This is a genomic window from Streptomyces sp. CGMCC 4.7035 (genome assembly GCF_031583065.1).
In the GTDB taxonomy this organism is placed as follows: Bacteria; Actinomycetota; Actinomycetes; order Streptomycetales; family Streptomycetaceae; genus Streptomyces; species Streptomyces yaanensis.
This window is the reverse complement of record NZ_CP134053.1, coordinates 2,900,884-2,925,524: the sequence shown is the minus strand read 5'-3', so window position 1 is coordinate 2,925,524 and position 24,641 is coordinate 2,900,884. Positions and strand designations below refer to the sequence as shown.

The 24,641-nt window shown below is 68.8% G+C and carries 21 protein-coding genes and 1 pseudogene; 6 read left to right on the top strand and 16 right to left on the bottom strand.

Annotated elements, in window-relative coordinates; genetic code table 11:
• Positions 1-125 precede the first annotated feature (125 nt).
• The 3 genes from Q2K21_RS12310 to Q2K21_RS12300 all read right to left on the bottom strand — a co-directional run bounded on the left by Q2K21_RS12310 (position 126) and on the right by Q2K21_RS12300 (position 2,363).
• Positions 126-398: a hypothetical protein gene (locus tag Q2K21_RS12310; protein ID WP_067247669.1), complete on the bottom strand. Its 273-nt coding sequence runs from the start codon at positions 396-398 to the stop codon at positions 126-128.
• Positions 399-659: 261 nt separating this feature from the next.
• Positions 660-1,196 carry a DUF5994 family protein gene (locus Q2K21_RS12305; protein ID WP_310769900.1) on the bottom strand — a complete coding sequence of 179 codons (537 nt, stop codon included), beginning with the start codon at positions 1,194-1,196 and terminating at the stop codon, positions 660-662.
• 189 nt (positions 1,197-1,385) lie between these two features.
• Positions 1,386-2,363, bottom strand: a complete 978-nt coding sequence (locus Q2K21_RS12300) for a magnesium transporter CorA family protein (RefSeq protein ID WP_310769899.1) — start codon at positions 2,361-2,363, stop codon at positions 1,386-1,388.
• Positions 2,364-2,611: 248 nt separating this feature from the next.
• Here Q2K21_RS12300 and Q2K21_RS12295 point away from each other — a divergent pair.
• Positions 2,612-3,663: pseudogene (locus tag Q2K21_RS12295) on the top strand (fatty acid desaturase family protein).
• Positions 3,664-4,092: 429 nt separating this feature from the next.
• Here Q2K21_RS12295 and Q2K21_RS12290 read toward each other — a convergent pair.
• Complete coding sequence (locus Q2K21_RS12290) at positions 4,093-5,193, bottom strand: IS110 family RNA-guided transposase (RefSeq protein WP_449343596.1); 1,101 nt, start codon at positions 5,191-5,193, stop codon at positions 4,093-4,095.
• A gap of 704 nt (positions 5,194-5,897) precedes the next feature.
• On the opposite strand from Q2K21_RS12290, the gene Q2K21_RS12285 reads away from it, so the two are divergent.
• Positions 5,898-6,965, top strand: a complete 1,068-nt coding sequence (locus Q2K21_RS12285) for a hypothetical protein (protein ID WP_310769896.1) — start codon at positions 5,898-5,900, stop codon at positions 6,963-6,965.
• A gap of 1,003 nt (positions 6,966-7,968) precedes the next feature.
• On the opposite strand, the gene Q2K21_RS12280 is transcribed toward Q2K21_RS12285, so the two are convergent.
• The 3 genes from Q2K21_RS12280 to Q2K21_RS12270 form a co-directional block, all read right to left on the bottom strand.
• Positions 7,969-8,736, bottom strand: a complete 768-nt coding sequence (locus Q2K21_RS12280; protein WP_310769894.1) for a glucose 1-dehydrogenase — start codon at positions 8,734-8,736, stop codon at positions 7,969-7,971.
• Positions 8,737-8,766: 30 nt separating this feature from the next.
• Positions 8,767-9,114: a cyclophilin-like fold protein gene (locus Q2K21_RS12275; protein WP_310769890.1), complete on the bottom strand. Its 348-nt coding sequence runs from the start codon at positions 9,112-9,114 to the stop codon at positions 8,767-8,769.
• Positions 9,115-9,317: 203 nt separating this feature from the next.
• Positions 9,318-9,983: an SDR family NAD(P)-dependent oxidoreductase gene (locus tag Q2K21_RS12270; protein WP_310769888.1), complete on the bottom strand. Its 666-nt coding sequence runs from the start codon at positions 9,981-9,983 to the stop codon at positions 9,318-9,320.
• A gap of 196 nt (positions 9,984-10,179) precedes the next feature.
• Between Q2K21_RS12270 and Q2K21_RS12265 the strand changes: the two genes are divergently transcribed.
• A complete protein-coding gene (locus Q2K21_RS12265) occupies positions 10,180-11,061 on the top strand; it encodes a helix-turn-helix domain-containing protein (protein WP_310769886.1) in 882 nt (293 codons plus the stop codon).
• 163 nt (positions 11,062-11,224) lie between these two features.
• On the opposite strand, the gene Q2K21_RS12260 is transcribed toward Q2K21_RS12265, so the two are convergent.
• A complete protein-coding gene (locus Q2K21_RS12260) occupies positions 11,225-12,163 on the bottom strand; it encodes an aldo/keto reductase (protein ID WP_310769884.1) in 939 nt (312 codons plus the stop codon).
• A 101-nt stretch (positions 12,164-12,264) separates the two neighbouring features.
• Between Q2K21_RS12260 and Q2K21_RS12255 the strand changes: the two genes are divergently transcribed.
• Positions 12,265-12,852: a TetR/AcrR family transcriptional regulator gene (locus Q2K21_RS12255; RefSeq protein WP_310769882.1), complete on the top strand. Its 588-nt coding sequence runs from the start codon at positions 12,265-12,267 to the stop codon at positions 12,850-12,852.
• A 39-nt stretch (positions 12,853-12,891) separates the two neighbouring features.
• Here the strand turns inward: Q2K21_RS12255 and Q2K21_RS12250 are convergent, their stop codons facing one another.
• From Q2K21_RS12250 to Q2K21_RS12235, 4 genes are all read right to left on the bottom strand, one after another.
• On the bottom strand, positions 12,892-14,157 hold the full coding sequence (locus tag Q2K21_RS12250) for an XdhC family protein (protein WP_310769880.1): 1,266 nt from the start codon (positions 14,155-14,157) through the stop codon (positions 12,892-12,894).
• Between the two features lie 147 nt (positions 14,158-14,304).
• Positions 14,305-16,497: a xanthine dehydrogenase family protein molybdopterin-binding subunit gene (locus Q2K21_RS12245; protein ID WP_310769877.1), complete on the bottom strand. Its 2,193-nt coding sequence runs from the start codon at positions 16,495-16,497 to the stop codon at positions 14,305-14,307.
• A complete protein-coding gene (locus Q2K21_RS12240; protein ID WP_310769875.1) occupies positions 16,494-17,474 on the bottom strand; it encodes an FAD binding domain-containing protein in 981 nt (326 codons plus the stop codon). The genes Q2K21_RS12245 and Q2K21_RS12240 overlap by 4 nt, the downstream gene beginning before the upstream one ends.
• Before the next feature lie 12 nt (positions 17,475-17,486).
• Entirely contained in the window at positions 17,487-18,125 is a 639-nt protein-coding gene (locus Q2K21_RS12235) for a (2Fe-2S)-binding protein (protein ID WP_310769873.1), read from the bottom strand.
• A gap of 421 nt (positions 18,126-18,546) precedes the next feature.
• Here Q2K21_RS12235 and Q2K21_RS12230 point away from each other — a divergent pair, with 421 nt between their 5' ends.
• Positions 18,547-19,590, top strand: coding sequence for an NAD(P)-dependent alcohol dehydrogenase (locus Q2K21_RS12230; RefSeq protein ID WP_310769871.1), 1,044 nt, complete (start codon positions 18,547-18,549; stop codon positions 19,588-19,590).
• Positions 19,591-19,874: 284 nt separating this feature from the next.
• On the top strand, positions 19,875-20,792 hold the full coding sequence (locus Q2K21_RS12225) for an alpha/beta hydrolase family protein (protein ID WP_310769869.1): 918 nt from the start codon (positions 19,875-19,877) through the stop codon (positions 20,790-20,792).
• A 120-nt stretch (positions 20,793-20,912) separates the two neighbouring features.
• Here Q2K21_RS12225 and Q2K21_RS12220 read toward each other — a convergent pair whose 3' ends face one another.
• The 4 genes from Q2K21_RS12220 to Q2K21_RS12205 form a co-directional block, all read right to left on the bottom strand.
• Positions 20,913-22,334: an MFS transporter gene (locus Q2K21_RS12220; RefSeq protein ID WP_310769867.1), complete on the bottom strand. Its 1,422-nt coding sequence runs from the start codon at positions 22,332-22,334 to the stop codon at positions 20,913-20,915.
• A gap of 234 nt (positions 22,335-22,568) precedes the next feature.
• Positions 22,569-23,438: a helix-turn-helix transcriptional regulator gene (locus Q2K21_RS12215; RefSeq protein WP_310769865.1), complete on the bottom strand. Its 870-nt coding sequence runs from the start codon at positions 23,436-23,438 to the stop codon at positions 22,569-22,571.
• Between the two features lie 92 nt (positions 23,439-23,530).
• A complete protein-coding gene (locus Q2K21_RS12210; protein ID WP_266421262.1) occupies positions 23,531-23,869 on the bottom strand; it encodes a MoaF-related domain-containing protein in 339 nt (112 codons plus the stop codon).
• 48 nt (positions 23,870-23,917) lie between these two features.
• The gene (locus tag Q2K21_RS12205; RefSeq protein ID WP_310769860.1) at positions 23,918-24,619 is read right to left on the bottom strand and encodes a type 1 glutamine amidotransferase domain-containing protein; all 702 of its coding nucleotides are present in this window, start codon (positions 24,617-24,619) and stop codon (positions 23,918-23,920) included.
• Positions 24,620-24,641: the final 22 nt, after the last annotated feature.

Here is a 24,641-nt window from a genome sequence, read left to right as displayed (position 1 = left end):
CGCCCTTCCGGGTCATTGCACGTGAGCGTGCGCCGACCCGCTTCCCACGTTACGCCAAAGGGATTAATCCGTCATAAGCAATCCTTGCGAGGGTTCACTCCGGTCCGAGAAGCCGCCGCGGCGGCTCAACCACGCCCCTCTTCTTCCGTCTCCATCTGCCGGATCCCCTGGTGCGTCAGCGTGATCATCGCGGGCGTGTTGCCCCTCTCCCAGTCCACGACGACCCAGCCTTCACCCGCCAGGTACATACAGGCAGCGGCCATGTCCTGCTCAGGGATACCCAGGTCCGTGCGGAGCTTCGCCCCATCGACGCCCAGGAGGCGATTGCCCTCGGCGGCTTGGTACAGAGCCTGCATGATCCTTTCGCGGTACGTCTTTCGGTCTCGCAACATCGCCATGACGCGCCTTCCTCTACCGCCCACGGTCGGGCCGAAGTCGATGTCATCCGCGGTCACCGTCGCGGTGGGGCGCGTCGGAACGGTCGCGTCCACCGCCGACCGACGGTGTCTCCGGGTCCGACGCCCGATCCCCGGCAGAACATCGCTGTAGTGGAAGGCAGCGATCCGTTCGGCGTGCTGACCATTGAGCTGGTGGATCAGAACGACTCCGACGGCGATCAGGACGAGCAGCACGCCCGCGGCGATGACGAGCATGGGATCTCACCTCCGCCGACCGGCGGGCGAAGGCCCTGCCGAGCCGATGGTCCGGGGCCGGGACGACGGTCGACCTGCTCCGCCGTCGGCCTCCCAGGCTTCTTCCCTGTTTCGTGCATCGATCCCGTCTGCTGCTTGCTCCCGGGCCGAGGCATCGACGCCGTCGCCGACCATCAACTGCGCGGCGGCATCCGCACCGGTTTCCGGCGGAATCACCAGCACGTCCCGGCGGCCGTCAGCGGAGAAAAGAGTGAGTCTGTGGGGATCCTGCTCCTCGGTGGACCAGCCCACCTGCACGGTGCGGCCGGCGTAGGACACCCAATGCGGCAGGACGGGCCAGTAGGCCGGGTGCACAGTGACACCCGTGATACGACCCCAGAGATCACCCAATGCGGCCGTCAACGACGGCAGCTCACGGGTGAAGGCACGGGAGCGAGGCCACCACATACCGTCCAGCCCGCCCGGCGCGGGCGTCAGGGACAGCCGGGCCGGCTGCGGCGGCGCACATGTGCTCGATGTCGTACGGTCAATGGTCACGGCCATGGCGCGGACCCGTCCCCGGGCTCGTGGGTCCGGCCCGGCGCTGTCGATCACCGGGAACGGCACCCGCAGCGGAGCCGGTGCGCGAAGAACTCCCGGTGTCTTCACACTACTCCGCCCACCGGTCCGAAAAGCCCGGGATGACCAGGCAGTTTCCTGCCTTCGGGACCTGGTCGCCGGTGCCGATGCCGGTCAGAGCCAGTCCTTGCGCTTGAACGTCAGATACAGCAATGCGGACAGGAGCACGATGACGGCGGCGGAGGTGATGAATCCCGACTCGCGGCCGAAACCGGGATAGGGGAGGTTTTGGCCGTAGTAGCCGGTGATCGCGGTGGGTACGGCGATGATCGCGGCCCAGCTCGTCACCTTCTTCATGATCAGGTTCATGCTGTTGGCCTGGACCGAGAGGTTCGTCTCCATGACCGAGGCCACCAGGTCCCGCAGTGATTCCGTCCACTCGGTGGCACGCAGCACGTGGTCGTAGACGTCCTGGTAGTACGGGGCGAGAGGGTCGTTGATCAGGTGCAGGCCGGGGCGCATGAGGGTGTTGACCACCTCACGCATCGGGAGCACGACGCGGCGCAGCTGGACGAGCGACTTACGCAGTGCGAAAACCCGGCGCTGCACGGCTTCGATCTCACGGCGCCCGGCCGCGAAGAGCAGACCCTCCAGCTCCTCGACGCTGTCGTCCAACTGCTGGACCGCGGCGAAGTGTCCGTCCACGAGATGGTCGAGCAGACCGTGCAGCAGGAATCCGACGCCGTGGCCGGCCAAGTCCGGGCTCTCGTCCCAGCGGGCGACGACGTCCTCGATGTCGAGGCCGTCGTCCTTGCGGACGGTGATCATGGCCTGGCTGGTGAGGAATACGGCGATCTCGCTGTACGTCAGTTGCCCACCGTCCGGGCTGACGGTCACGGCGTAGGCGCTGAGGAACTCGTGGGTGCGATAGCGGTCGAGTTTCGGCCGCTGTCCATGGTGAGCGGCATCCTCCAGAGCCAGTTCGTGGATGCCGAACTCCTGACCGAGCATGGTGAGTTCAGCGGCTCCGGGCCGGTGCAGGTCCAGCCACAGGACCGATGCCGGATCAGCGAGATGCGCAGAGACGTCACTGGCGGGAAAGCCCTCCAGGACCAGAGTGCCGTCGTGATACAGCCGGGTACGCGTCACCATGGCCCGAGGCTAGTGTCTTATACCCCTGTCATGCCGCTTCGCCCCGATTGCCAGCGCGGCAGGTTCATCGACAGCAGCCACCCTCCGTGGGGGCCTTACGTCAAAGCCCGCGACATCCGGAGCTCCGACCGACGAGCATCGGGTGCCGGTCCGAAGGCAGGGATGTGGGTACCCGGCCGCCGCATCGCATCCGGCGTACACCGCACGACCGGATGCGGCCCGTCAGCCGGGAAGGACACTCCGAGACCATGACCACGCATACCCCGCGCCGTCGCCCGCCTCCCCCCGCAGGTGGCAGTGATTTCGCCCGCCTGTCGAAGAAGATCGCCGAGGCCGGCCTGATGAACCGGCGCCCCGGCTACTACACCGTCCGGTCCATCGTCGTGGCCGTCGCCTACGCCGGGGGCTGGAGCGCGTTCGTCGTCATCGGCGCCGGGTGGTGGACCCTGGCGCTCGCCGCGTTCCTCGCCGTGATGTTCGGGCAGGTGGCTCTGCTCGCCCACGACGTCGCGCACCGCCAGGTCTTCCGCCGGCGCCGGCCCAGCGAGACGGCCGGCCGCATCGCCGGGGCCGCGATCGGATGGGCTACGGATGGTGGCAGGACAAACACACCCGCCACCACGCCAACCCCAACCACGAGGACCTCGACCCCGACATCGCCCCGGACCTGCTGGTGTGGTCCCAGGACCAGGCCCGCGCCGCGACCGGACTGCCGAGGATCATCGGCCGTCGGCAGGCGTTCCTCTTCTTTCCCCTGCTCCTGCTCGAAGGGGTCAACCTTCATGTCTCCAGCGCGCGAGCACTGGGCAACCGCACCCTGAAGAACCGCGCCCTGGACGGCACGCTGCTCTACGGGCACACCGCCGCCTACCTGACCGCACTGTTCCTCGTCCTCCCGCCCGGCATGGCGATCGCGTTCCTGGCCGTCCACCAGGGCCTGTTCGGCCTCGACCTCGGCTGCCTCTTCGCCCCCAACCACAAGGGCATGCCGACCCTGACCGGCAACGACCGCCCCGACTTCCTGCGCCGGCAGGTCCTCACCGCACGCAACGTACGCGGCAGCTGGTTCACCGACCTCGCCCTGGGCGGCCTGAACCACCAGATCGAACACCACCTGTTCCCCAGCATGCCCAGCCCCCACCTGCGCAGGGCCCGGCCCATCGTCCGCCACTACTGCCAGGACTTGGGAGTCGACTATCTGGAAACCGGACTGATCGCCTCCTACCGGCAAGCGCTCGCCAGTCTCCGCCGAGCAGGAGCGCCACTGCGGCGAGCCCGTATCAGCAGCGCCCGAGCATGACGCACCGGCGCCGACGGTAGATAATCTCGCCGCCCTGTCTGAACCAGGAGGCAATCCCGTCGAACCGCTTGCATGAGTCGGCAGCTGTAACGCATCCAGATGCCCTTGCCGTACTCCAGCGCCTTTTCCCGGTGCCCGGCTGAAGTGACGGTGAGACCCAGCGGCTGGAACAACCCCGTCGGCTTCCCGGCGCGGCTGCGTCGTCTTACGGCTCCCCTCCCAGATGGGCGCAATCGCAAATCCAGCGTCCCGCGAGCATCGCAGGAGCGCGCACTGTGTGCGGAGCCGAACGCGGTCATGCGCGCAAGCACAGTCGAGATCACGGCGAAGCCCCGCCGGAGCGCTCCGGCGGGGCTTCGTCCCAGGGCTCCGAGCAGAAGCCCCGTCGGGGGCTGGTTCCCGGATGGGCTTCACTGCTTCGCACTGCCCCTATAACGGAGGTGACGACTGCACTGGTCTGACCAGGTGGAAGACCTCCCGGGCCGCATAGCGCTTGAGGCTTCGGACTATCTCGCGCCGGGTCTTACCCTCCTTGCTGCGGCGCTCGTAGTACTCCTGGGTGCGCGGGTCGACGCGCAGGCGAGTCTGCACGATCCGGTGCAGGGCCGCGTTCGCTTGCCGGTCGCCGCCGCGGTTGAGGCGACGGTACTGCCGACTGCCCGACGAACGCTCGACCGGGCTGACCCCGCACAGCGCCGCGAAGGACGCCTCACTGCCCAGGCGTTCCGGGTTGTCTCCGACCGTGATCAGCAAAGTGACGGCCGTGTCCGGACCGATGCCCACCACATCGAGCAGCTGCGGAGCGTGGCGTTCCACCAACCGAGTCAGGCGGCCTTCCAGGTCCTGGATCTCTTCGCTGAGCTGACTGATGCGCCGTGCCAGGAGACACAGCGTGACGTGGGTGGCGTGGAGCACCGCTTCCTCGTCGGCCTCGTCGTTCAGGCTGTCGTCGACGAGCCGTGCGCAGGTGCGGAAGAGTTCTGCATTGCCCAGCTCGGCAAGTTCCTCTCTCAGCTGCGGATCGGCACGGATGAGGACGGCCTTGAGTTGGTTGATCGCCTGGGTGCGGGCCTTGACCGCCGAGTCCTTGGCCAGTTTGTACATCCGGGCGATCTCCACCGGCCCGTCGCCAGTCTTGGCCTGGGCGCGCGCTCGCCCGCTCAGCACCGCCCGGGCCGCGTTCTCGGCATCGAGCGGGTCGGACTTGCCGCGCCGACGGCGGTCGGCCCGGTCGAACCGGTTCACATCGAAAACGTCCACGCCCTGGGCCAGCAGGTAGCGGGACAGGGCCGCCCCGAAGGAACCGGTACCTTCCACTCCGGCCCGCCGCACCGTACCCGTTCCCCTCGCCCAGCCCAACAGGTCTCGGTATCCAGCCGCGGTGGCCGGGAACTCTGCGGTGCCGATCACTTCCCCCACCAGGGAGAGCACAGCGGCCACATGGGCATCCCGATGGGTGTCCACTCCCAGGACCACCTCCGCCGTCGGCCGGCGTCGACGAGGACGCGAAGCGGATGGTGTGCCGGTCACGTTCGTTCCCTTTCAGACCGACGGCTTATCGCTAGCCGGCACCGGGCCGTGCGGACGGTCAGAATCGTGATGACGCCTTTCTGGCAGGCCCCTATCGAGACACGCCCGGTCAGCCCGAGACCAGCAACGCACCGCCCCCCGGCCGGTGGTCGACACAGTGTGAGCAGGACACTTCCGGTCAGGCATCTCAGGAGTCAGACCCCGCCGCAGGACAGCACCCACCTACCGTTCTCCGTCTATCCGGCTTGCAGCCACGTCAGCCCGCTCGTTCGGACGAATCGAGTCGAAGCACCGGTCGCCTGCCAACGGAACTGGCACCATGCCGCCGTCGTACGTCACTTCGAGTGGAAGGGGGACCATTGGAACGGCGGGTCAATGAGCGGCAACTCTCGGCGTTGCAGTGGGTGGAAGCCGGGTGCCCTGCCGGCGTATGGGAGACCAGCTCCTACAAGACCACCTGCCAGGCACTGCACAACCGGGGCCTGGTCACGGTCTCCCGGAAGGCCGGGCAGTGGAGCGTCGCCCTGACGAGCGCCGGCCGGCACTACCTGGCACACGGCACGTACCCTCCCCGCGGATCACGCCCGCGGAACACCCAGGCCGCCGCTCCACGCCCCCAGTCCACCGGAGCGCATGCGACTCCGGCTGCCGAGCGGAAGCCACCCACTCCATCACAGCCTCGCTTAACGTTCACAGAGCAGCTGTTGCAAGAACTCGCGGAGGCCGGCGGCAGGATCGTCAAGAGCGGTAGCGGTCCCGAGCTGGAAAAGTGGCCGTCCCGCGTCGCCGCGGCACGCAGGTCCGGAAGAGTTCCGGAGACGAAGGAGCTGTACGGAAGCTGGTGCCGTGACGGGTACGAGATCAAGCTCGTCGACATCCCCGCCTGGCGTCTTGCCGTCCTCGAACCCGTCCCCGTGCCCTCGCGGCTCGCTCGGCCGCACGCCGTGGTCCGGGCCATGCAGAACGAACGCCAGCCGCTCGGCCTGACCAAGCCCGTCCAAGGACGCGCTCTCCGACTCATCCAGGCACTGATCACCGCTGCCGAGGCCGAAGGACACACCTGCTCGGCCGGGCAGACCGGCTTCGCACCCCCGTCTCATCGCCGCCGCAGGGCACATCCTCACTTCACCATCACCGCACAGGGCCAGCCAGTGGGGTTTCTCGTCCTCCAGGAGCAGGACCGGACCGAGCACGTCGCCACCGAGAAGGAACTCGCCGAGGCCAAGAAGTACTCCTGGGTCAGAATCCCCCGCTTCGACTACACCCCGTCCGAACGCCTCCGCTTCATCGTCAGCGGCGGCCAGCCACACCGGGCGAGCGAGTGGGCCGACGCTCCCGGCCGTCCCCTCGAAGAGCAGCTCGCCGAGATCGCACAGGAGGTCACGCTTCGCGGCGAAGCCGCCGAACGCAGACGCCAGGACGAGGCCGAAGCGGCACGCCAGAAGCGCATCCGCTGGGAAGCCGCCATGGAACAGGCCCGCATCCGGTACGCGGAGACGTACCGCCTGAGGCACCTAGAAACCCAGGAAGCGGCATGGCGCCATGCCACCCGACTGACCGAGTACGTGAGCGCGGTACGCACACGAGTCGAGGCCATGTCACCGGGGCAGACCAGAACCGAAGCCGAAGCATGGATCAGCTGGGCAGCAGCCGCCGTGGAGCGCCTCGACCCACTGAACACACCGCCCCGGCTGCCCGACGTTCCCAACCCACGGGCCGACGACCTGAAACCCTTCCTCGGGCACTGGAGCCCCTACGGCCCCACCTACTGAACGCCCGCTCCACAAAAGCATCCGGCACGCCGAAGTACGGGGCCAGCGCGACAGCCGCCGCCATCAGCGGCGCCGGAACCCCGCAGCTTTTCCTTCAGCTCCCGCAAGGACAGCCTGCAGGGGTCATGACCTGCGCGCCAGCCAGGTGATGTCTAGTCAGAACGCGCGTCAAGTCAGCGTCATATCAGCATTGAAATATCACCTGTAACGCACATACCGCACATACCGCGTACAAAAACCGTAGGTCAGAAGCCTGTCGCGGCCGGCTCCAGGATCGCGACACACTCCACATGATCGGTCGTCGGAAAGATGTCGGCCCGAACAGATCCCAGAAAAACCCAGTCAGAGCCGGTTTCTCGGCTCATCGTCCTGCGTACGGACGCCCAGAGCGTCAAACGAGCGTCATGGCCTTCAGTCCATCCCCCCTCCTCGGGCGGAACAGGCCGCCACGCACAGACACCCTGTACCAGCCCGATCCCGCTCACTGCGGACGCACGCTCGCGCCCCATGACAACAGGTCAATGCGTCGTGTGCGGCCGGAGGCACTCCCCGTCATGGCGGCCATCAGCCGCCTTCGAGTGGCGGCGCGCGGGGGCTCTGCCGAGAGGGGCGGTGCCCCGACCCCAGACTCTGGGTCACCAAGGTCGGATAAGGCGCTGCGCATGTTGAAGGCGACAACAGTCCCGCCAGGCTTCCTCCGCTTGTCCGGAGAGGATGACGTGGTGACCATGCGGCGCGGGGCCATCAGGGCGACAGCGGCGGTAGTGGAAGCCGCCCGCCGCCACACGGTGCGGCGGCGGGCCCTGTCCATCGGTTTCGACCTCCCGACGGCACGGGCCCAGTCCGCGAAGATGGCGTCGCCTCGTTCACCCCGCACGGAACGCCTGCGACCCGGGCGCTGCCGCACTGGCCGGCCTCCACCCCTCGACCGCTTTACCGTCTACTGATGTCTGATGCCGCCGTGGGAGCCGTCGTCGGTTGCGTGACGGCGGCTCCCACGCTGCTATCGGGCGACATAGCCGCCGTCGACAGGAAGCGCCACACCGACCACGAAGCCGGCGCCGGGGCTGCACAGCCACAGGACCGCCTGGGCGATCTCATCGGCCGTACCGAGGCGATTGATGGGCTGGTTGGCCTCGGCCTCGGCTCGATCCAGCTCCCCTTTGGCGATCATGTCGCTGACCATCGGGGTATCGATGGTGCCGGGGCAGACGGCGTTGATGCGGATGCCGCGCGGGGCGTACTCCAGGGCCGCACTGGTCGTCAGGCCGATCACGCCGTGCTTGGAGGCGTGGTAGGAGGCGCGGCCGGGGAGACCGACCAGGCCGCCGAGCGAGGAGCAGTTGACGATGGCGCCGCTGCCCTGGGCGCGCATATGCCGCAGCTCGTGCTTCATACAGGCCCATACACCGCGGAGGTTGATGGCGTTGACGCGGTCGAAGCGTTCGGCGGGTTCGTCGGCGGCGTCGCTGGGCGGGATCTGGATGCCGGCGTTGTTGTAGGCCATGTCGAGACGGCCGAAGGTCTCGACAGTGCGGTCGACCGCAGCCGCCACCCGGTCCTCGTCGCTGACGTCGCAGGTGAGGGCGAGTGCTCGGTGGCCGGAGTCGGTGAGTTCCTCGACGGCTGCGTTCAGGGCGGCTTCGTCGATGTCCGTGAGGGCGACGGCGGCTCCGGCCTCGGCGAAGGCGCGGGCGGTCGCCAGGCCCATGCCGGAGCCTGCGCCGGTGACGAGGGCGACCTGGCCGGTGAAGTCGTAGACGGGGTTCACGTGTCTTTCTCCCGTTGAGAGTGAGCCGGGTCAGGAGGCGGTTTCGATGGTGACCTTGGTGGCGGTGGCGAGGCGTTCGGTGTCGCCGTGCACGCTGCCGAGGATGATCAGGCCGGCGTCGCTGGAGCCGCTGCCCCGGTAGAAGAGGGCCAGGTTGCCCCAGGGGGCGTAGTACGCCAGGTCGCCGGGCTTGGCTTCGGCGGCGTCCGGGGCGCCGGAGGTGGACAGCCGACGGGGCAGGTCAGCGATCTTCTCGGTCTCGTGAAAGTCGCTCAGGTTCAGCGCGAGCGGGAGCAGGGCGGCGAAGTCGCGGGCCGTGGCGCTGTCGTTCAGGGTGGCGTCGACCCGGTGGCCCTCGATGGTGACCCGGATGTTCATGGCGGTGCCCTTGTCATCGGACAGTGAGGCTGGAGCCGTGGCCGTCGGCGTTCGCTGTGACGCGGAGGCGGAGGGCGAGGACGGGGAAGACGGGGACGGGGGCGCCTCGTCGGTACAGGCGGTCACTGCAAGCAGTAAGGCGGTCGGAACGGCGCGGGCAAGGCTGGAACGGGTGGTCGGGCTCACGGCATCCTCCAGGGGCGTCAGTCGGGCAGGGGCTCGGCGTAGTGGCGGAAGCCATCGCGCTTGAGGTGGATCTCGTACAGGCGGCGGGCCAGCACCTCAGGGCTGCTGTGCTCGGCGTCGGGGCGGATGGCTCCCGGGATGATCAACTGGGCGGCGTGGATGTTCTCCGCGGCGAGGGCGTCGTGGAGCATACGCGCGTAGGCGCTCTCGGCGGCGAAGGCGATCGAGGTGCCGGCCCGGTCCGGGTGGGGGCGTACGGCGCTGCCGCCGTTGACGAACAGCAGGGTGCCGCGGCCGAGTTGGCGCATGCCGGGCAGGACGGCGTTCACGGCGGTGACCGGGCCCTTGACGGAGAAGGCGAGGGGTGCGTCGAGGTCGTCGGCGGTCGCCTCGAGGACGGGCTTCATGAAGTCGGCGCGGGGCACGGGGCTGTACTGCAGGATCTCGATGGGACCCAGGGCGGCTGCCGCCGCGTACAAGGCCGCGTCCAGTGACTCGGTGTCGAGGACGTCGGCGGTGAAGCCCCCCGCCTGGATGCCGTCGCGGGCCAGTTCGGCGGTCAGTGCGTCCAGCTTCTCGGCACTGCGGGAGATGAGGGCGACGGCGTGTCCGGCGCCTCCGAATCGGCGTGCGGTGGCGAGCCCGAGTCCGGGGCCGGCGCCGACGAGGGCGAAGGTCGTCATGGTGAGTCCTTGCGGGTGGAGGGGCTTCGCTCAGGCTTGGGAGGACCTTGCCGGCACGGCGCTCGGGATCACCGCGCAGGCTGTTCTATGTCGAGCCTCACACGCCGAGGCGAGAGCGAAAAGCGGAGAAAGACATCCGGGGAGGGATACATCCTGGGTGAAAACTCTCCCTCCTTCCTCAGGTGCGTTCGGTGTCATGCTGACCGGCATGACCGGCAATGTCCCCCTCAACGAGCTGGGAGAATTCCTCAAGAAGCGCCGTGCCGAGCTGAGCCCGCGCACTGTCGGCCTGCCCGACAACGGCGGCCCGCGCCGGGTCGCCGGGCTGCGCCGCGAAGAGGTCGCCCAGCTCGCCAGCATCAGCACCGACTACTACACGCGTCTCGAACAGGGCCGTATGCAGGCGTCCGCGCCCGTGCTGGACACGCTCGCCCGGGTGCTCCGTCTCGACGACGACGAACGCGGCTATCTCTTCCAGCTCGCCGGCAAGATCACCACACGCACCCGCAGCCGGGGGCGGCAGAAGGTCCAGCCGCAGTTGCAGCGCGTACTGGACGATCTCACCGCCACCCCGGCCATCGTGCAGGGCCGGCGCGGGGACATCCTGGCCTGGAACGCGCTGGCGGCCGCGCTGGTCACCGACTTCTCCCGGATCCCGGAGAAGCACCGCAACTACCCGCGGATCATCTTCACGGATCCGGCCATGCGCACCCTGTACGCCGACTGGCAGACCTCCGCGCGGCTCGCCGTGGCACAGCTGCGGATGGAAGCCGCGCAGTATCCCGAGGACCCCCGCCTCATCGAGCTGGTCGGTGAACTGTCCCTACGCGACAAGCAGTTCGCCCAGTGGTGGGGCGACCACCGCGTCGCCGCCCGCACCGTGGGCACGAAGACCCTCAACCACCCGGTGGTCGGCGAACTCGTCCTGGACTGGGACACCCTGACCGCCAACACCGACCCCGACCAGCACCTCACCGTCTGGACGGCCGCACCCGGCTCCCCCACCCACGAGCGGCTGCGCATCCTCGCCTCCTGGGCCGCCGACCAGAACCTGCCGGCCTCTCCTCCTGTCGCCTGACCACGGGAACCACGCCTGTCGAACAGCAGACAGCAGGCGGGATGTGCGCTGCCGGGCAATGAAGCCGTCGCAGTCCTCTCGAGAGGGGCTGGGCCCATGCCGTGTGCGGATTACCTGCCCGCAGCGGTCAGCCGGGCTCCGGTGTGCGGGTGCGGGTGCGGGTTTACATACCTCGTCCGCCGATGCCGCCGTCGGGTGCGATCTCGTCGATGCGGGCGAGGTCGTCGGCGGTCAGCCTGAGGTCGGCGGCGGCGATGTTCTGCGCGACCCGCTCGGGGTTGCGCGAGCCGGGGATCGGGACGATGTAGTCCTTCTTCGCCAGCAGCCAGGCCAGGGCCAGCTGGGAGAGGCTGACGCCCTTGCTCTCCGCGAGCTTGGTGAGCTCGTTGACCAGGGAGACGTTCTGGTCGAAGTTCTCCGGAGCCCACCAGGGGATCATGTTGCGAATGTCGCTCGGGTCGTAGTGCTCGCGGGACTGGACGGCGCCGCTGAGGAAGCCGCGGGCCAGCGGGGAGTAGGCGACGAGACCGATGCCGAGCTCCTCCAGGACCGGGAAGAACTGCTCGGAGTCGTGGGCGAAGATCGAGTACTCGTGCTGGAGGACCGAGATCGGGTGCACCGCGTGGGCGCGGCGGATGGCGTCGGTGTCGGTGTTGGACAGGCCGAGGTAGTTGACCTTTCCGGCGTCGACGAACTCCTTCATCACGCCGACGACTTCCTCGATCGGGACCTCGGGGTCGGGGCCGTGCTGGTAGAGCACGTCGATCACGTCGGTGTTCAGGTTGCGGAGGCTGTTCTCGACGACCTCACGGATGTGGTCCGGCTTCGAGTTCGGAGCGAAGGTCGGCGTGAGGCCGAACTTGGTCGCGATCGTCACCTCGTCGCGGATGGGCGCGAGGGCGTGGCCGAGCAGCTTCTCGCCCTCTCCCCAGCCGTACATCTCGGCGGTGTCGAAGTGGTTCACGCCGAGCTCGTGGGCGCGGCGGATGGCGGTGATCGACGCGGTGTCGTCCGAGGGGCCGTAGGCGAAGGCGGTGCCCATCGCGCCGTAACTGATCTCGGAGACGGTCAGGCCCTGGCGGCCCAGATTGCGCTGCTGCATGAGTGACCCCCAATAGGTTCAAACCAAACGGTTCGGTTTGAGCATACAGTCATCGACCGCCGCTGCCAAACCGAACGGTTCGGTTGGGTAAACTGAGTCTCATGGCCTCCCGCAGCAGCGTCACCGACGCCACCAGTGACCGCATCATTTCCGCGGCCACCGCCGAATTCGCCCGTCATGGCATCGCGGGAGCGCGGGTCGAGCGGATCGCCAAGGCGGCGCGCACCAGCAAGGAACGCGTCTATGCGTACTTCCGCAGCAAGGAGGCGCTCTACCGGTTCGTCGCCGGGCGGGAGCTCGCCGCCATGGCCGAGGCTGTTCCCCTGGATCCCGCCGACCTACCGGGCTACGCCGGCCGCATGCATGACCACGCCGTCCGCCATCCCGAACGCCACCGGCTGATGATGTGGGGCCAGCTGGAGCTGCCGGCCGAGGAGGCTCCCTCCGACGACCCGGTGCAGGAGTCCCTGCGCCGCAAGGTCGAGCAGGTACGCAAGGCACAGGAGGCCGGCCACCTCGATCCCGCGTGGGAGCCCGAGGACATTCTCGTGTTCGTCAGTCAGCTGGCTTTGTCGTGGGCCGGCCAGAACGACCTCGTTCCCCTCGGCGAGGAACGCCACGCCTTCCTGGCGGCCCGCCGGGCAGCCATCGTCGCCGCCGTCCAGCGCCTCTTCCCTGCGACGGCATGAACCAGCAGTAGCGAACGACGGTGATGGGCCACGGATTCGTCAGCCAGGGTGACGTCCTCGCCGTGCCGCAACCTGGTCGATGCCGCCGCCCGCTCGCCGCACCTCACTCAAGGCCCCCGTGCTTCCTGCTCCGCTCACGCCGTCAAAGGAGTTTCGCAGAAGATCGCACACCGCATGACTGTCTGAAGCGGCACCGGAAACGCGGTGGATCGGACCGGTGACCCCTGCCAGAGGCAGGCCGGTGCTCTGGTTTGCGTGGGCGATGATCTCGGCGGTGATGGAGGTGGCCGTCTCCTCGGGGGTGCGGGCACCGAGGTCGAGGCCGATCGGGGAGTGCAGCCGATCCAACTGTCCATCAGTGACCCCGACTTCACGCAGGCGGCGCAGACGTTCATCGTGGGTGCGGCGGGAGCCCATGGCGCCGACGTAGCCGACGGGCAGATCGAGGGCGAGCTGGAGCAGGGGGATGTCGAACTTGGCGTCGTGGGTCAGCACGCAGACGGCGGTACGGGCGTCCACGGCCGTCTGGGCCAGGTAGCGGTGGGGCCAGTCGACGACCACCTCGTCGGCGTGCGGGAAGCGGGCTTCGGTGGCGAAGACGGGGCGGGCGTCGCACACGGTGACGTGGTAGCCGAGGAACCGGCCGGCCTGGGCGAGGGCGGCGGCGAAGTCGATCGCGCCGAAGATCAGCATGCGGGGGCGGGTGGCGGCCGCGTGGACGAGGACGGAGAGCTTCTCGGGGCAGGTGTCGGCGTCTCCGCCGAGGGTGAGGAGCGCGGTGCGTCCGGTACGCAGTTGGGCGGTGGCCCGGTCCGCCACCGCCCGCCCGGTCGGCCCGTCGCCGAGCGTGCTGTCGGCGATCCAACTGTCGCCGAGCACGCTCAAAGTGGTGCCGAGCAATCCCTCGGGCCCGTCCACGACCTGTGCCACGGCAGCAGGCCGACCCTCGACCGCCTCGGCGAGCGCCGCGCCGAGATGCGGCTGGGCGGCGGGGTCGATGCGCTGGACAAGGACGTCGAGCTCGCCGCCACAGGTCAGGCCCACAGCAAAGGCGTCGTCGTCGGAGTAGCCGAACCAGGCCCGCCGGGGCGCATCTTGCTCATCCAGCACCTGCCGGCACAGCTCGTACACCGCGCCCTCGACGCAGCCGCCGGAGATGCTGCCGATGACCTTGCCGTCCTCGTGCACCGCCACCGACGTACCGATGGGCAGGGGTGCGCTGCCGGTGACGTCGACGACCGTGGCCAGGGCGAAGGGGCGTTCCTCGCGGCACCAGCGGTGCAGTGTGTCCGCGATGTTCAGCATGGGGGGCTCCAGAACAGACGTCGCTGTCGCAGAAGGTGGATAGGGCCGCCGCCGCGTCCACGGGGGCGATGCGCGGCGGCGGCCCGGGGAGGTCCGGCAACCGTACGGGGAGTTCGGCTGCCGGACTCGTCCATGGAGGCGGTGTCGTCAGAGCAACGCCTCGGCGGTGATGGGCAGTTGGCGGATCCGTCGGCCGGTGGCGTTGAAGACCGCGTTGCCGATCGCGGCCGCCACACCCACTTGGACGACCTCGCCGAGTCCCTTGACGCCCAGCAGGTTGCCGGCGTTGTCCTCGCCGTCCAGGTAGATCGCCTTGATCTCGGGCACGTCGGCGTTCACGGGCACGAGGTAGTCGGCCAGGCTGGCATTCACGATCCGACCGTCCCGGTGGTCGGTGACCGTGTGCTCCAGCAGGGCCGTGCCGATGCCGCCCACGATGCCGCCGAACGCCTGGCTCTCGGCCAGCTTGGGGCTGATGATCCGCCCCGCGTCGTACACGCCGAGCATCCGCCGCACCCGCACCAGACCCAGGTTCGCGTCCACGGCGACCTCGGCGAAGGTGGCGTTGTAGGCGAAGTAGGCAGACCGGTCGCTGCCCGGCCCGTCGTAGGAACCCTTCGATTCCAGGTGAGAGCGGTCGTTGCGGGCCAGCAGACTCTTGTACGTCTCCCCGCGCGCCGGGCTGCCCTGCACATGCAGTCGGCCGTTCCGCACCACCACGTCGTCCGCGTTCACGCCGTACAGCGGCGACTCCCGGTCCTCGACGGCCAGCCGAATCGCCTCCTGCCGCACCTTGTTGCAGGCGTCGACGACGGCCGAGCCGACGCTGGCCATGGTCGCCGAGCCGCCGTGCGGCGAGGTCGGCGGATACAGGGAGTCCCCCAGCCTGAAGGTCACCGTGCGCATCGTCAACCCGAGTGCGTCCGCGGCCACTTGGGTCTGGGAGGTGTAGGTGCCGGGCCCCATGTCACTGGTGGCCGCTTCGACCACCGCGGTGCCGTCGGCGTCCAGACGGGCCCGCGCCTGCGCGGGATACCGCCCCGGGTCGTACACACCTGCGGCCATGCCCAGGCCGACCAGCCAGTCCCCGTCCCGCGTCGAGCGCGGCCTCGGGTTACGGCGGTCCCAGCCGAACTCACGCGCGCCGACCGTGTAGCACTCACTGAGCCGTCGGGTGGAGAACGGCTCGTTCGTCGACTCGTCCTCGCTCGGCTCGTTGCGCCGGCGCAACTCGATCGGGTCGAGGTCGAGTTCGTGTGCGAGTTCGTCCATCGCGGACTCGATCACGAATGAGGCCGAGGCGAAGCCGGGGCCGCGCATCCAGATAGGGGTGTTCACGTCGAGGGGCACCCGCCGGTACGCCTGACGGACGTTGGGCATGCTGTAGAGCATCTGGCCTGCCGACATGACGGCCTCGAAGAACGTCTCGTACGACGAGGTCTCGGCGTCGATGTCGTGGATCGCGGCGTTCAGCCGGCCTCGCCGGTCACTGCCGAGCCGCAGCCGGTACTCGTACGACGGCCTGAAGCCGGTGCCGAAGTACATCTGCCTGCGGCTGAGCACCAGTTTGACCGGGCGTCGCGCCACCCGCGCGGCCAGCGCGGCGACGACCGTGTGCGGCCAGCAGCGCAGTCCGCTGCCGAAACCGCCGCCGACGAACGGCGAGATCACGCGCACCGAGTCCGCGGGCAGGTCGAACACGGCAGCGAGCTCGTCGTGTGTGCCCATCACCCACTGGGTCTTGTCCCAGACGGTCAGCTTGTCGCCGTCCCAGCGGGCGATGGTGGCGTGCGGCTCCATCGGGTTGTGGTGGTTGCGCGCCAGCTCGTACGTCAGGTCCAGCCGTACGGCTGAGGAACGCAGGCCGGCTTCCGCGTCGCCGCGCGCGTAGTCCGTCGGCGCGCCCGGCTCGGCCTCGTGCAGGTCGGTCGAGGGCCGCTCGGCGTCGTAGCGGACCTTCACCAGGCTCGCCCCGTGCTGCGCGGCCTCCAACGTGCTCGCCACCACGACCGCGACCGGCTGGCCGCGGAAGAGCACCCGATCCTCCTGGAAGACCCTGAGCCTGCGGCCGGGCGGGTTGTTGGATCCGGCGTTGTCGCGGTACGGCAGCGTCGGCGCGTTGCCGTGATGGATCACCCGCAGCACACCGGTTTGTTTCTCGGCGTCACCGGTGTCGATCGAGGTGACACGGCCGCGCCCGATGCTCGCGTCGACGATGACGGCATGCACCACACCCTCGACGTCGTGTTCGGCGGCGTACAGCGCCTTTCCGGTGACCTTGAGGCGGCCGTCCACCCGGGACAATGGCGCGCCCACGGCTGCCTGTGGCTGGGGGCTCACTTCGTACCTCCTACGATGCGCAGCTGGCGTGCGACGGTCCGTTTCAGCAGCTCGACCTTGAAGCCGTTGTGCTGAAGGGGACGGGCGCCGTCCGCCGCCTTCGCGGCAGCGGACGTCCACACGGACTCCGAGGGACGCTCACCGACGAGGTGCCGCTCGACGGCGGGCAGTTTCCACGGCACGGTCCCCACGCCACCGGCGGCGACCTTCGCCTCCTGGATGACCCCGCGCCGGACGTGCAACGCGACCGCCGCCGAGGTCAGGGCGAACTCGTAGGACTGCCGGTCGCGCACCTTCAGGTATCCGGACTTGAGCGGACGCGGAAGCGCTGGGATCTCCACAGCCGTGATCAACTCGCCTTTTCTGAGAGCTTGTTCACGGTTCGGGGTCGTGCCGGGCCGTAGCAGGAAGTCGGCGAACGGCAGGGTGCGCACGCCCTCCGCGCCGAGGAGATGCACCGTTGCCTCCAGGGCAGCGAAGGCGACGGCCACGTCGGAAGGGTGGGTGGCCACGCAGGCGTCGGAGGTGCCGAGGATCGCGTGCATCCGGTTGAAGCCCTCCCGCGCCGCACAACCGGAGCCGGGCTCACGCTTGTTGCAGGCCGCGGTCACATCACGGAAGTAGGTGCACCGGGTGCGCTGCATGATGTTGCCGCCGATGGTGGCCATGTTCCGCAGCTGGGCGGACGCGCTCAGTTCCAGGGCCTGGGAAATGACGGGATACAGCGTGCGTACCTTGGGGTGCGCGGCGGCCTCGGCCATCCGCACCAGCGCTCCGATGCGCAAGCCCCCGCGCTCGGTGACGGTGACTTCGCGGAGCGGCAGGCCGGAGATGTCGACCAGCGCCTCGGGGCGCTCGACGGTCTCCCGCATCAGGTCGACCAGCGTGGTCCCCCCGGCGATGTAACGACCGCCTGCGCGACCGGCCTTGAGGGCTTCACGGGTGTCGGAGACGCGGGTGTAGGAGAAGGGATGCATGGTGGCCGCTCCTCACTTCCGGCCCGCGGTCTGTTCGACCGCGCACACGATCTTGACGTAGCAGCCGCAGCGGCAGATGTTGCCGCTCATCCACTCCCGGATCTCCTCCGGCGAACCGGTGTGGCCCTCCTGGATGCAGCCGACGCCGGAGAGGATCTGCCCTGGAGTGCAGTAACCGCATTGGTAGGCGTCCTCGTCGATGAACGCCTGCTGCAGCGGGTGCAGTTCGTCGCCCTTGGCCAGGCCCTCGATCGTGGTGACCTCGGCGCCCTCCAGCCGCACGGCCAGCGTCAGGCAGGAGTTGACCCGCTGTCCGTCGACCAGCACCGTGCACGCCCCGCAGGCCCCGGCGTTGCAGCCCTTCTTGGAGCCGGTCAGGTCGAGGTGCTCGCGCAGCAGGTCCAGCAGCGAGGTGCGGTTGTCCACCGTCACGGTCCGGCGGGTGCCGTTGACCGTCAGGGACACCCGGCTGGAGCGCGCTGCTTCCGCGGCGGTGGCCTCCTCAGAGCCGGCGAGGAACGTCCCTCCGGCCACCACGGCACCGCCCACCACGACACCAGTGGCGATGACGGTACGCCGGCTGGGCCCCGAGGAGGACTCACCCGATTCGGTCGAGGGTGGAACAGCGGATTCAGAGAGGTCAGCAGACATACGTACGCCTTCGCATCACGGACGGGACAGTCGTGAACAACAGCGGGGCAGCAGGCGCGGGATCAACGCCGCCGCGGGGAAAGGGCAACCGCGCGCACCTTGGCAGCGGCGGCCGGTCACGCCGGAAGTCTTGCATCACCGGCCACACTCACGGCAGGGAGACTTTTATCCCCCCTTTGCCTTCTCGTGGTCTTCCCCATGACGAGGAGGCGGTGAGCGAACCGAATTCTTGAGTGCATAATTCTTGAGGACATGTCACATTTCACGCGCCGCCGGGCAAGAGCCTGACTCTGACAGTGGTAGGAACCGCGAACGTAGGCGCATTCCTGCCCTGGGTCATTTCCCGGCGGCGAGGCAGGCTCGTCACCGTGCCCGGTCCGAAGGCAGCCGGGCACGAGAGCACTGCTAGGAGACCCCCCTCATGACCACCGTTGCTGCTTACGCCGCGCCCGCCGCCAAGGCTCCGCTGGAGCGCGCCACCATCGAGCGGCGCCCGGTCGGCGAATTCGACGTGCTGATCGACATCAAGTTCGCCGGCATCTGTCACTCCGACATCCACCAGGTCCAGGAGGGCTGGGGTACCGCCATCTTCCCGATGGTCCCCGGTCACGAGATCGCCGGTGTCGTCTCCGAGGTCGGCCCCGGTGTCACGAAGTACCAGGTCGGCGACCGGGTGGGCGTCGGCTGCTTCGTCGACTCTTGCCGCGAGTGCGAGCACTGCAAGGCCGGACTGGAGCAGTACTGCACCGGCAGCGGCATGATCCAGACGTACAACTACCTCGACAAGGACGGCCGGCCCACCTACGGCGGCTACTCCGAGAAGATCGTGGTCGACGAGAATTACGCCGTCCGCATCCCCGACGGCCTCGCCCTCGACGTGGCCGCCCCGCTGCTGTGCGCGGGCATCACCCTGTACTCCCCGCTCAAGCACTGGGGCGCCGGTCCCGGCAAGAAGGTCGCGATCGTCGGTCTGGGCGGCCTCGGCCACATGGGCGTCAAGATCGCGCACGCGCTGGGCGCCGAGGTCACCGTCCTCTCGCAGTCGCTGCGCAAGAAGGACGACGGCCTGAACCTGGGCGCGGACCGCTACTACGCCACCAGCGACCCGAAGACCTTCGAGGACCTGGCCGGCACCTTCGACCTGATCGTCTCGACGGTCTCGGCTCCGCTGGACTTCAGCGGCTACGTGAACCTGCTGAAGATCGACGGAGTCCTGGTCAACGTCGGCGCCCCCGAGGAGCCGATCTCCGTCAACGTCTTTCCCCTGATCATGGGCCGCAGGTCGATCGCCGGCTCCGCCATCGGCGGCATCGCCGAGACCCAGGAGATGCTGGACTTCTGTGCCGAGCACGGCTTCGGCGCCGAGATCGAAGTCATCGCCGCGTCCGAGATCAACGAGGCGTACGAGCGGGTGCAGGCGAGCGACGTCCGGTACCGGTTCGTGATCGACACCGCGACGATCTGACCCCGGATTCTCCACCACACTCCCTGTGCCCTTGTCGGGGCGCCGCACTGCGGCCCGACAAGGGCACAGCCATGAGGAACGCAGGCGCATCCGCACCATTACCGGATTCATCCCGTTCCCGGCAGGGAGGAATTACTCCCTGGGAGAATTCCTTCCCCTTCACTTTCTCTACCCAGACCCGGCTCAAGATGCAGAAAATGTACTTACGGGCCTATCTTGAGGAAAATTCAGGCGCCCGGAGTACCACACATCAAGCACCCTTGCCGGGAAATCAGGAGCGCACCATGACCGAACTCGACATGGCCGAGCTGGCATTCAACGGATTCGTCGGGCAGTGGACGGAAGGCACCACCGACGGCCGGCGCGCGCCTCTGCTGCGCCGGCCCTCCGAACTGGGCCTGGCCTACGAGGACGTGACGTTCCCGTCGATGGACGGCGTGCCTCTCGAGGGGTGGTTCATCCCGGCCGACTCGGACCGGCTGATCACCCACAACCACTTCTCCCCCGGCAACCGCTACGGCTATCCCGGACACCTGCCCGGCTGGGACCGCTTCGGCGGCTTCGAGGTCAACTTCCTCCCCTCCTACAAGGCACTGCACGACGCCGGCTACAACGTCCTCGCCTACGACCTGCGCAACCACGGCATGAGCGGGTACGGCAACGGCGGCATCTGCACGATCGGCCTCACCGAGTACCGCGACGTCATCGGAGCCCTCCGCTACGCCGCGGCACGCCCCGACACCAAGAACATGAAGAAGGCCCTGCTGTCGGTGTGCCTGGGCGCCAACTCCACTGCCGTGGCCTGGGCCAAGCACCCCGAGGAGTTCGCCGAGATCCAGGCACTGGTGATGCTCCAGCCGTTGGAGGGCCGTTCCATCGGCGAACAGTTCTCCAAGGCCCTTGGTTTCAGAGGCGGTTACGACCGGCTCGACCAGGCCGTGCTGGAGCGCACCGGATTCCGTCTTGCAGAGCAGTCGCCTGCCAAGTACGCCTCCGCCATCACCGTACCCACGCTGGTGACGCAGGAGCACGACGACGTCATGACCACCCCTGAAGCCGTGCAGGCCGTCCACGACGCCATCCCCGTCGAGGACAAGCAGATGCACTGGATCCACGGCAGCACCCGCCGCTTCGACGGCTACAACTACTTCAGCGAGCACCCCGAGGTCGCTGTCGACTGGTTCGACTGCCACGTCCGCTGACGAACAACCGCAGGAGAGGCAGGGACATGGAGGAGTTCTTCGCCAAGAACCTGGCGTGAGCGCCGGTCACGGAAAGCCGACCCGGGGCTGGCCTCGGGTCGGCTCTCCGTCTGTCGGGGCTCAGCGCCGCCGCAGACGCAGCGCGGGGACCAGGTTCAGGAGCAACCCGATCGCGGCTACGCCGGTGACCAGGTTCAGGCCGGGCCGGTAGGCGGTGAAGTCGCCGCCGCTGTCGCCGGCTTGGGCGATCACGGCGGTGAGTACGGCGAGGACGAGGGCGGCGCCGACCTGGCCGGAGGTCTGTACCAGGCCGGAGGCGAGGCCCTGTTCGGAGTCGTCGATGCCTTCGGTGGCCTGGGCCATGATGGCGCTGTAGCCGAATGCGAAGCCGCCGCCGAGGAGCAGCAGGGCCGGGAGCATGGCGGTGAGGTAGTCGGGTGAGGAGCCGGCCGTCGCCAGGAACCAGACGTAGCCGAGGGTCAGCGAGGTCATCGAGGTGATGATGAGCGGTGCTGTGCCGAAGCGATTGACGAGCCGTCCGGTGAGGGGCGAGCCGACGGCGACGATCAGGCCGACCGGCAGCAGCGCGAAGGCCATGCGCAGGGGCGACCAGCCGAGCCCGTCCTGCAGGAACAGCGTCATCATGAACTGGAAGCTGAGGTAGGAGCCCATCAGCGCGACGATGCTGAGGTTGGCCCGGACCGTGGTGGCCTTGCGCAGGATGCCGAAGCGGACCAGCGGGTGCCGGACCCGCTGCTCGATCAGGACGAAGGCGAGCAGCAGCAGGGCGGCGACGCCGAAGGCTGCGAGGGTCGCCCCGGAGGCCCAGCCCGTCTGCGGGGCGGTGACCACGGCGTACACGGCGAGCAGCATGCCCGCGGTGAGGGTGACCGCCCCGGCCGGGTCCTGGCCGCCGGTCTCGGTGCGGCGGTCGCGCGGGATCAGAATCAGGCCGACGACCAGCGCGAGCAGGGCGAGCGGGACCGGCATGAGGAAGGTCCAGCGCCAGCCGATCCCGGTGAGCAGACCGCCCAGGATCAGGCCCGAGGAGTAGCCCAGGGCGCCGAAGAGGCTGAAGACCGACAGCGCCCGGTTGCGCTGCGGGCCCTCCGGGAACGTCGTGGTGAGGATCGACAGGCCGGCGGGCGCGGTGAAGGCGGCGGCCACGCCCTTGACGAAGCGGGTGGCGATCAGCAGCGTGCCGCTGTCGACGAGGCCGCCGAGCAGCGAGGCGGCGGCGAAGACGGCCAGCGCGACGAGGAAGACGCGGCGGCGTCCGAGCAGGTCGGCGGTGCGGCCGCCGAGCAGCATCAGGCCGCCGTAGCCGAGGACGTAGCCGTTGATGATCCACTGCAGTGAGCCGGTGGCCATGCCGAGGTCGTGGCCGATGGAGGGCAGGGCGACGCCGACCATGGAGACGTCGAGGCCGTCGAGGAACAGCACGAGGCACAGCACGGCGAGGACGGCCCAAAGGCGGGGGGTCCAGCGCGGTTCGGGGACGGCCGAGGAGAGCGTCCCGGGGCGGGACTGGGTCAGGGACATGGGGAGGTGGATCTCTTTCCTGGCGGATGAGCAGGCAGGTCGGACGCCTCGGCGCTGAGGAAACCGGTTCTGTCGGTGGGAAGAAGGCCGGACCGGGGCGGGGACGCGCAGCGCGGTGGGCCTCATGACGAGCGTGCCAGGAGAGCCGTACACGAAAAAGGGAGAGCCTCTTCCTAGGCGCCGGGCGCGTAGGAGGAAAGGCTCCCCCTTTGGAGGGAATACCTGGGGCGACGGTCAGGCGGAGCTGTCGCTGGTCGAGTGGCTCGGGTCCGCCGCCCAGGAGGCCAGCATGCGCAGGCTGTCGTGGGTCGGGGTGCCGGTTTCGGCGGTCCAGACGATGATCGCCAGGTCGGGATCGGCGGCCCAGGTGACGGCGTTCCAGTCGAGGTGCAGGTCGCCGACGACGGGGTGGCGCAGGTGCTTGGTCCCGGTGTCCCGGACGGCGACGTGGTGGGCGCCCCACCACTGGCGGAACTGCTCGTCCCGGACCGAGAGCTCGCCCACCAGGGTGGCGAGCTGCGTATCCCCGGGGTTGTTGGCGTTGTGCATCCGCATCTGGGCGATCGCCAGCCGGGTGACGCCCTCCCAGTCCGCGTACAGCTCGCGCATCGCGGGGTCCGTGATGAGCAGCCTGATGTAGTACCGCTGCTTCTCCGGGATCTTGCCGAAGTCGGTGATCAGGGCGGCGCCCATGGCGTTCCAGGCGACGATCTCGGTGCGCGGACCGATCACGAACGCGGGGGTGTGCGCCATGTCGTCGAGCATGCGCTGCAACTGCGGCTGCGCCTTGAGGCGCGGCTGCCGGCGGGGCGGGCGGAATTCGTCCTTGGCCGCGAGCTCGTACAGGTAGGCGCGCTGATCCTCGTCCAGGCGCAGCACCCGGGCCAGGGACTCCAGCACCGACGGCGACGGCTGGATACGGCCCTGTTCGAGGCGGGCGTAGTAGTCGGTGCTGATGGCCGCCAGTACGGCGACCTCCTCACGGCGCAGGCCCGCGACGCGACGCGAGCCGCCGTCGGGCAGGCCGACGGCGGCCGGGTCGAGCTCGGCACGGCGCGCCTTGAGGAATTCCCCCAGATCGTGGCGGTGAGGATCGCGGTTCATGCCATCACCCTGACACCGGAAAGCGGTGTTGTCAGGGGGAGAGATTTGTCCCTGGAAGTCCTCACCGTCGAGAAGCGCGCTGCCCTGTGGGATCAGCGGACGCGGGTCCACTTCCCGTGGAGCTGGACGAACTCGCCACCGATGACCGAGCTGGCCATGCAGGTGCCCTCGGTGTAGTCCTCGATGTGAGTGACGTGGTCACCCGCGTCGGGCTCGGTCCAGCGGACGACGAACAGGCCGTCGCGGAGCTGGGTGGTGGTGTACTCCATCGTCTGCTTACGGCCCTTGATGGCGCCACCGGTCACCTCGAAGCTGACCTGGGTCGCCGAGTCGAAGGTGATCTCCACCGTGAAGTGGCCGAGCGGGGTGTCGGGGCCGAGGTCCGCGAGCCAGGTCTGGCCCACGCTGGGGAGAGTCGCGTTGCTGTCCATCGGTACTACCTCTTTCCTTGAGCCTGTGAGCGGTGGTGCGGGGTGTCGTCAGCCGAGGGTCTTGACGACTTCCTGGGCGAGCGGGACGGCCGAGGCGGGGTTCTGGCCGGTGATGAGGTTGCGGTCCACTTCGAGGTGGGGGGCGAAGTTCTCCTCGCCCTTGTGGTAGTCCGCGCCGACGTCCGAGACGAGACGGTCCTCAAGCAGCCACTTCGCCCGGTCCGCGAGGCCGTTCTGGATCTCCTCGGAGTTCGACAGACCGGTCAGGCGGTAGCCGGAGAACGGGGACTTGCCGTCGGCGTCCACGGTGGACAGCAGCGCGGCCGGGCCGTGGCACACCAGCGTCACAAGCTTGCCGGAGGCGAGCCAGTCGCTCAGCAGCTTGCCGGCCGCGGGGTCGTCGGACAGGTCCTCCATCGGGCCCCAGCCGCCGGGGACGAACACGGCGTCGTAGTCGTCGATGTTCACGTCCTCGATACGGATGGGGTTCGCCAGTTCGGTGGCCTCGCGCAGGGCGGTCTTCATCCGCTCGGCGCCCTCCTCGCCGCCGTTGAAGTCCGGGGTGAGGCTGAGTGCGTCGGGGGTCGGCGGCATGCCGCCCGGGGTGGCCGCGGCGATCTCGTAGCCGGCCTCCTTGAAGACGCCGTACGGGCCGATGGCCTCCTCGGCCCAGAAGCCGGCCGGCTGCTCGAAGCCGTCGGCCAGGGTCCAGTGGTCGGCGGCGGTGATGAGGAAGAGGATCTTCGCCATGGGGTGCTCCCAGGTGTGAGTG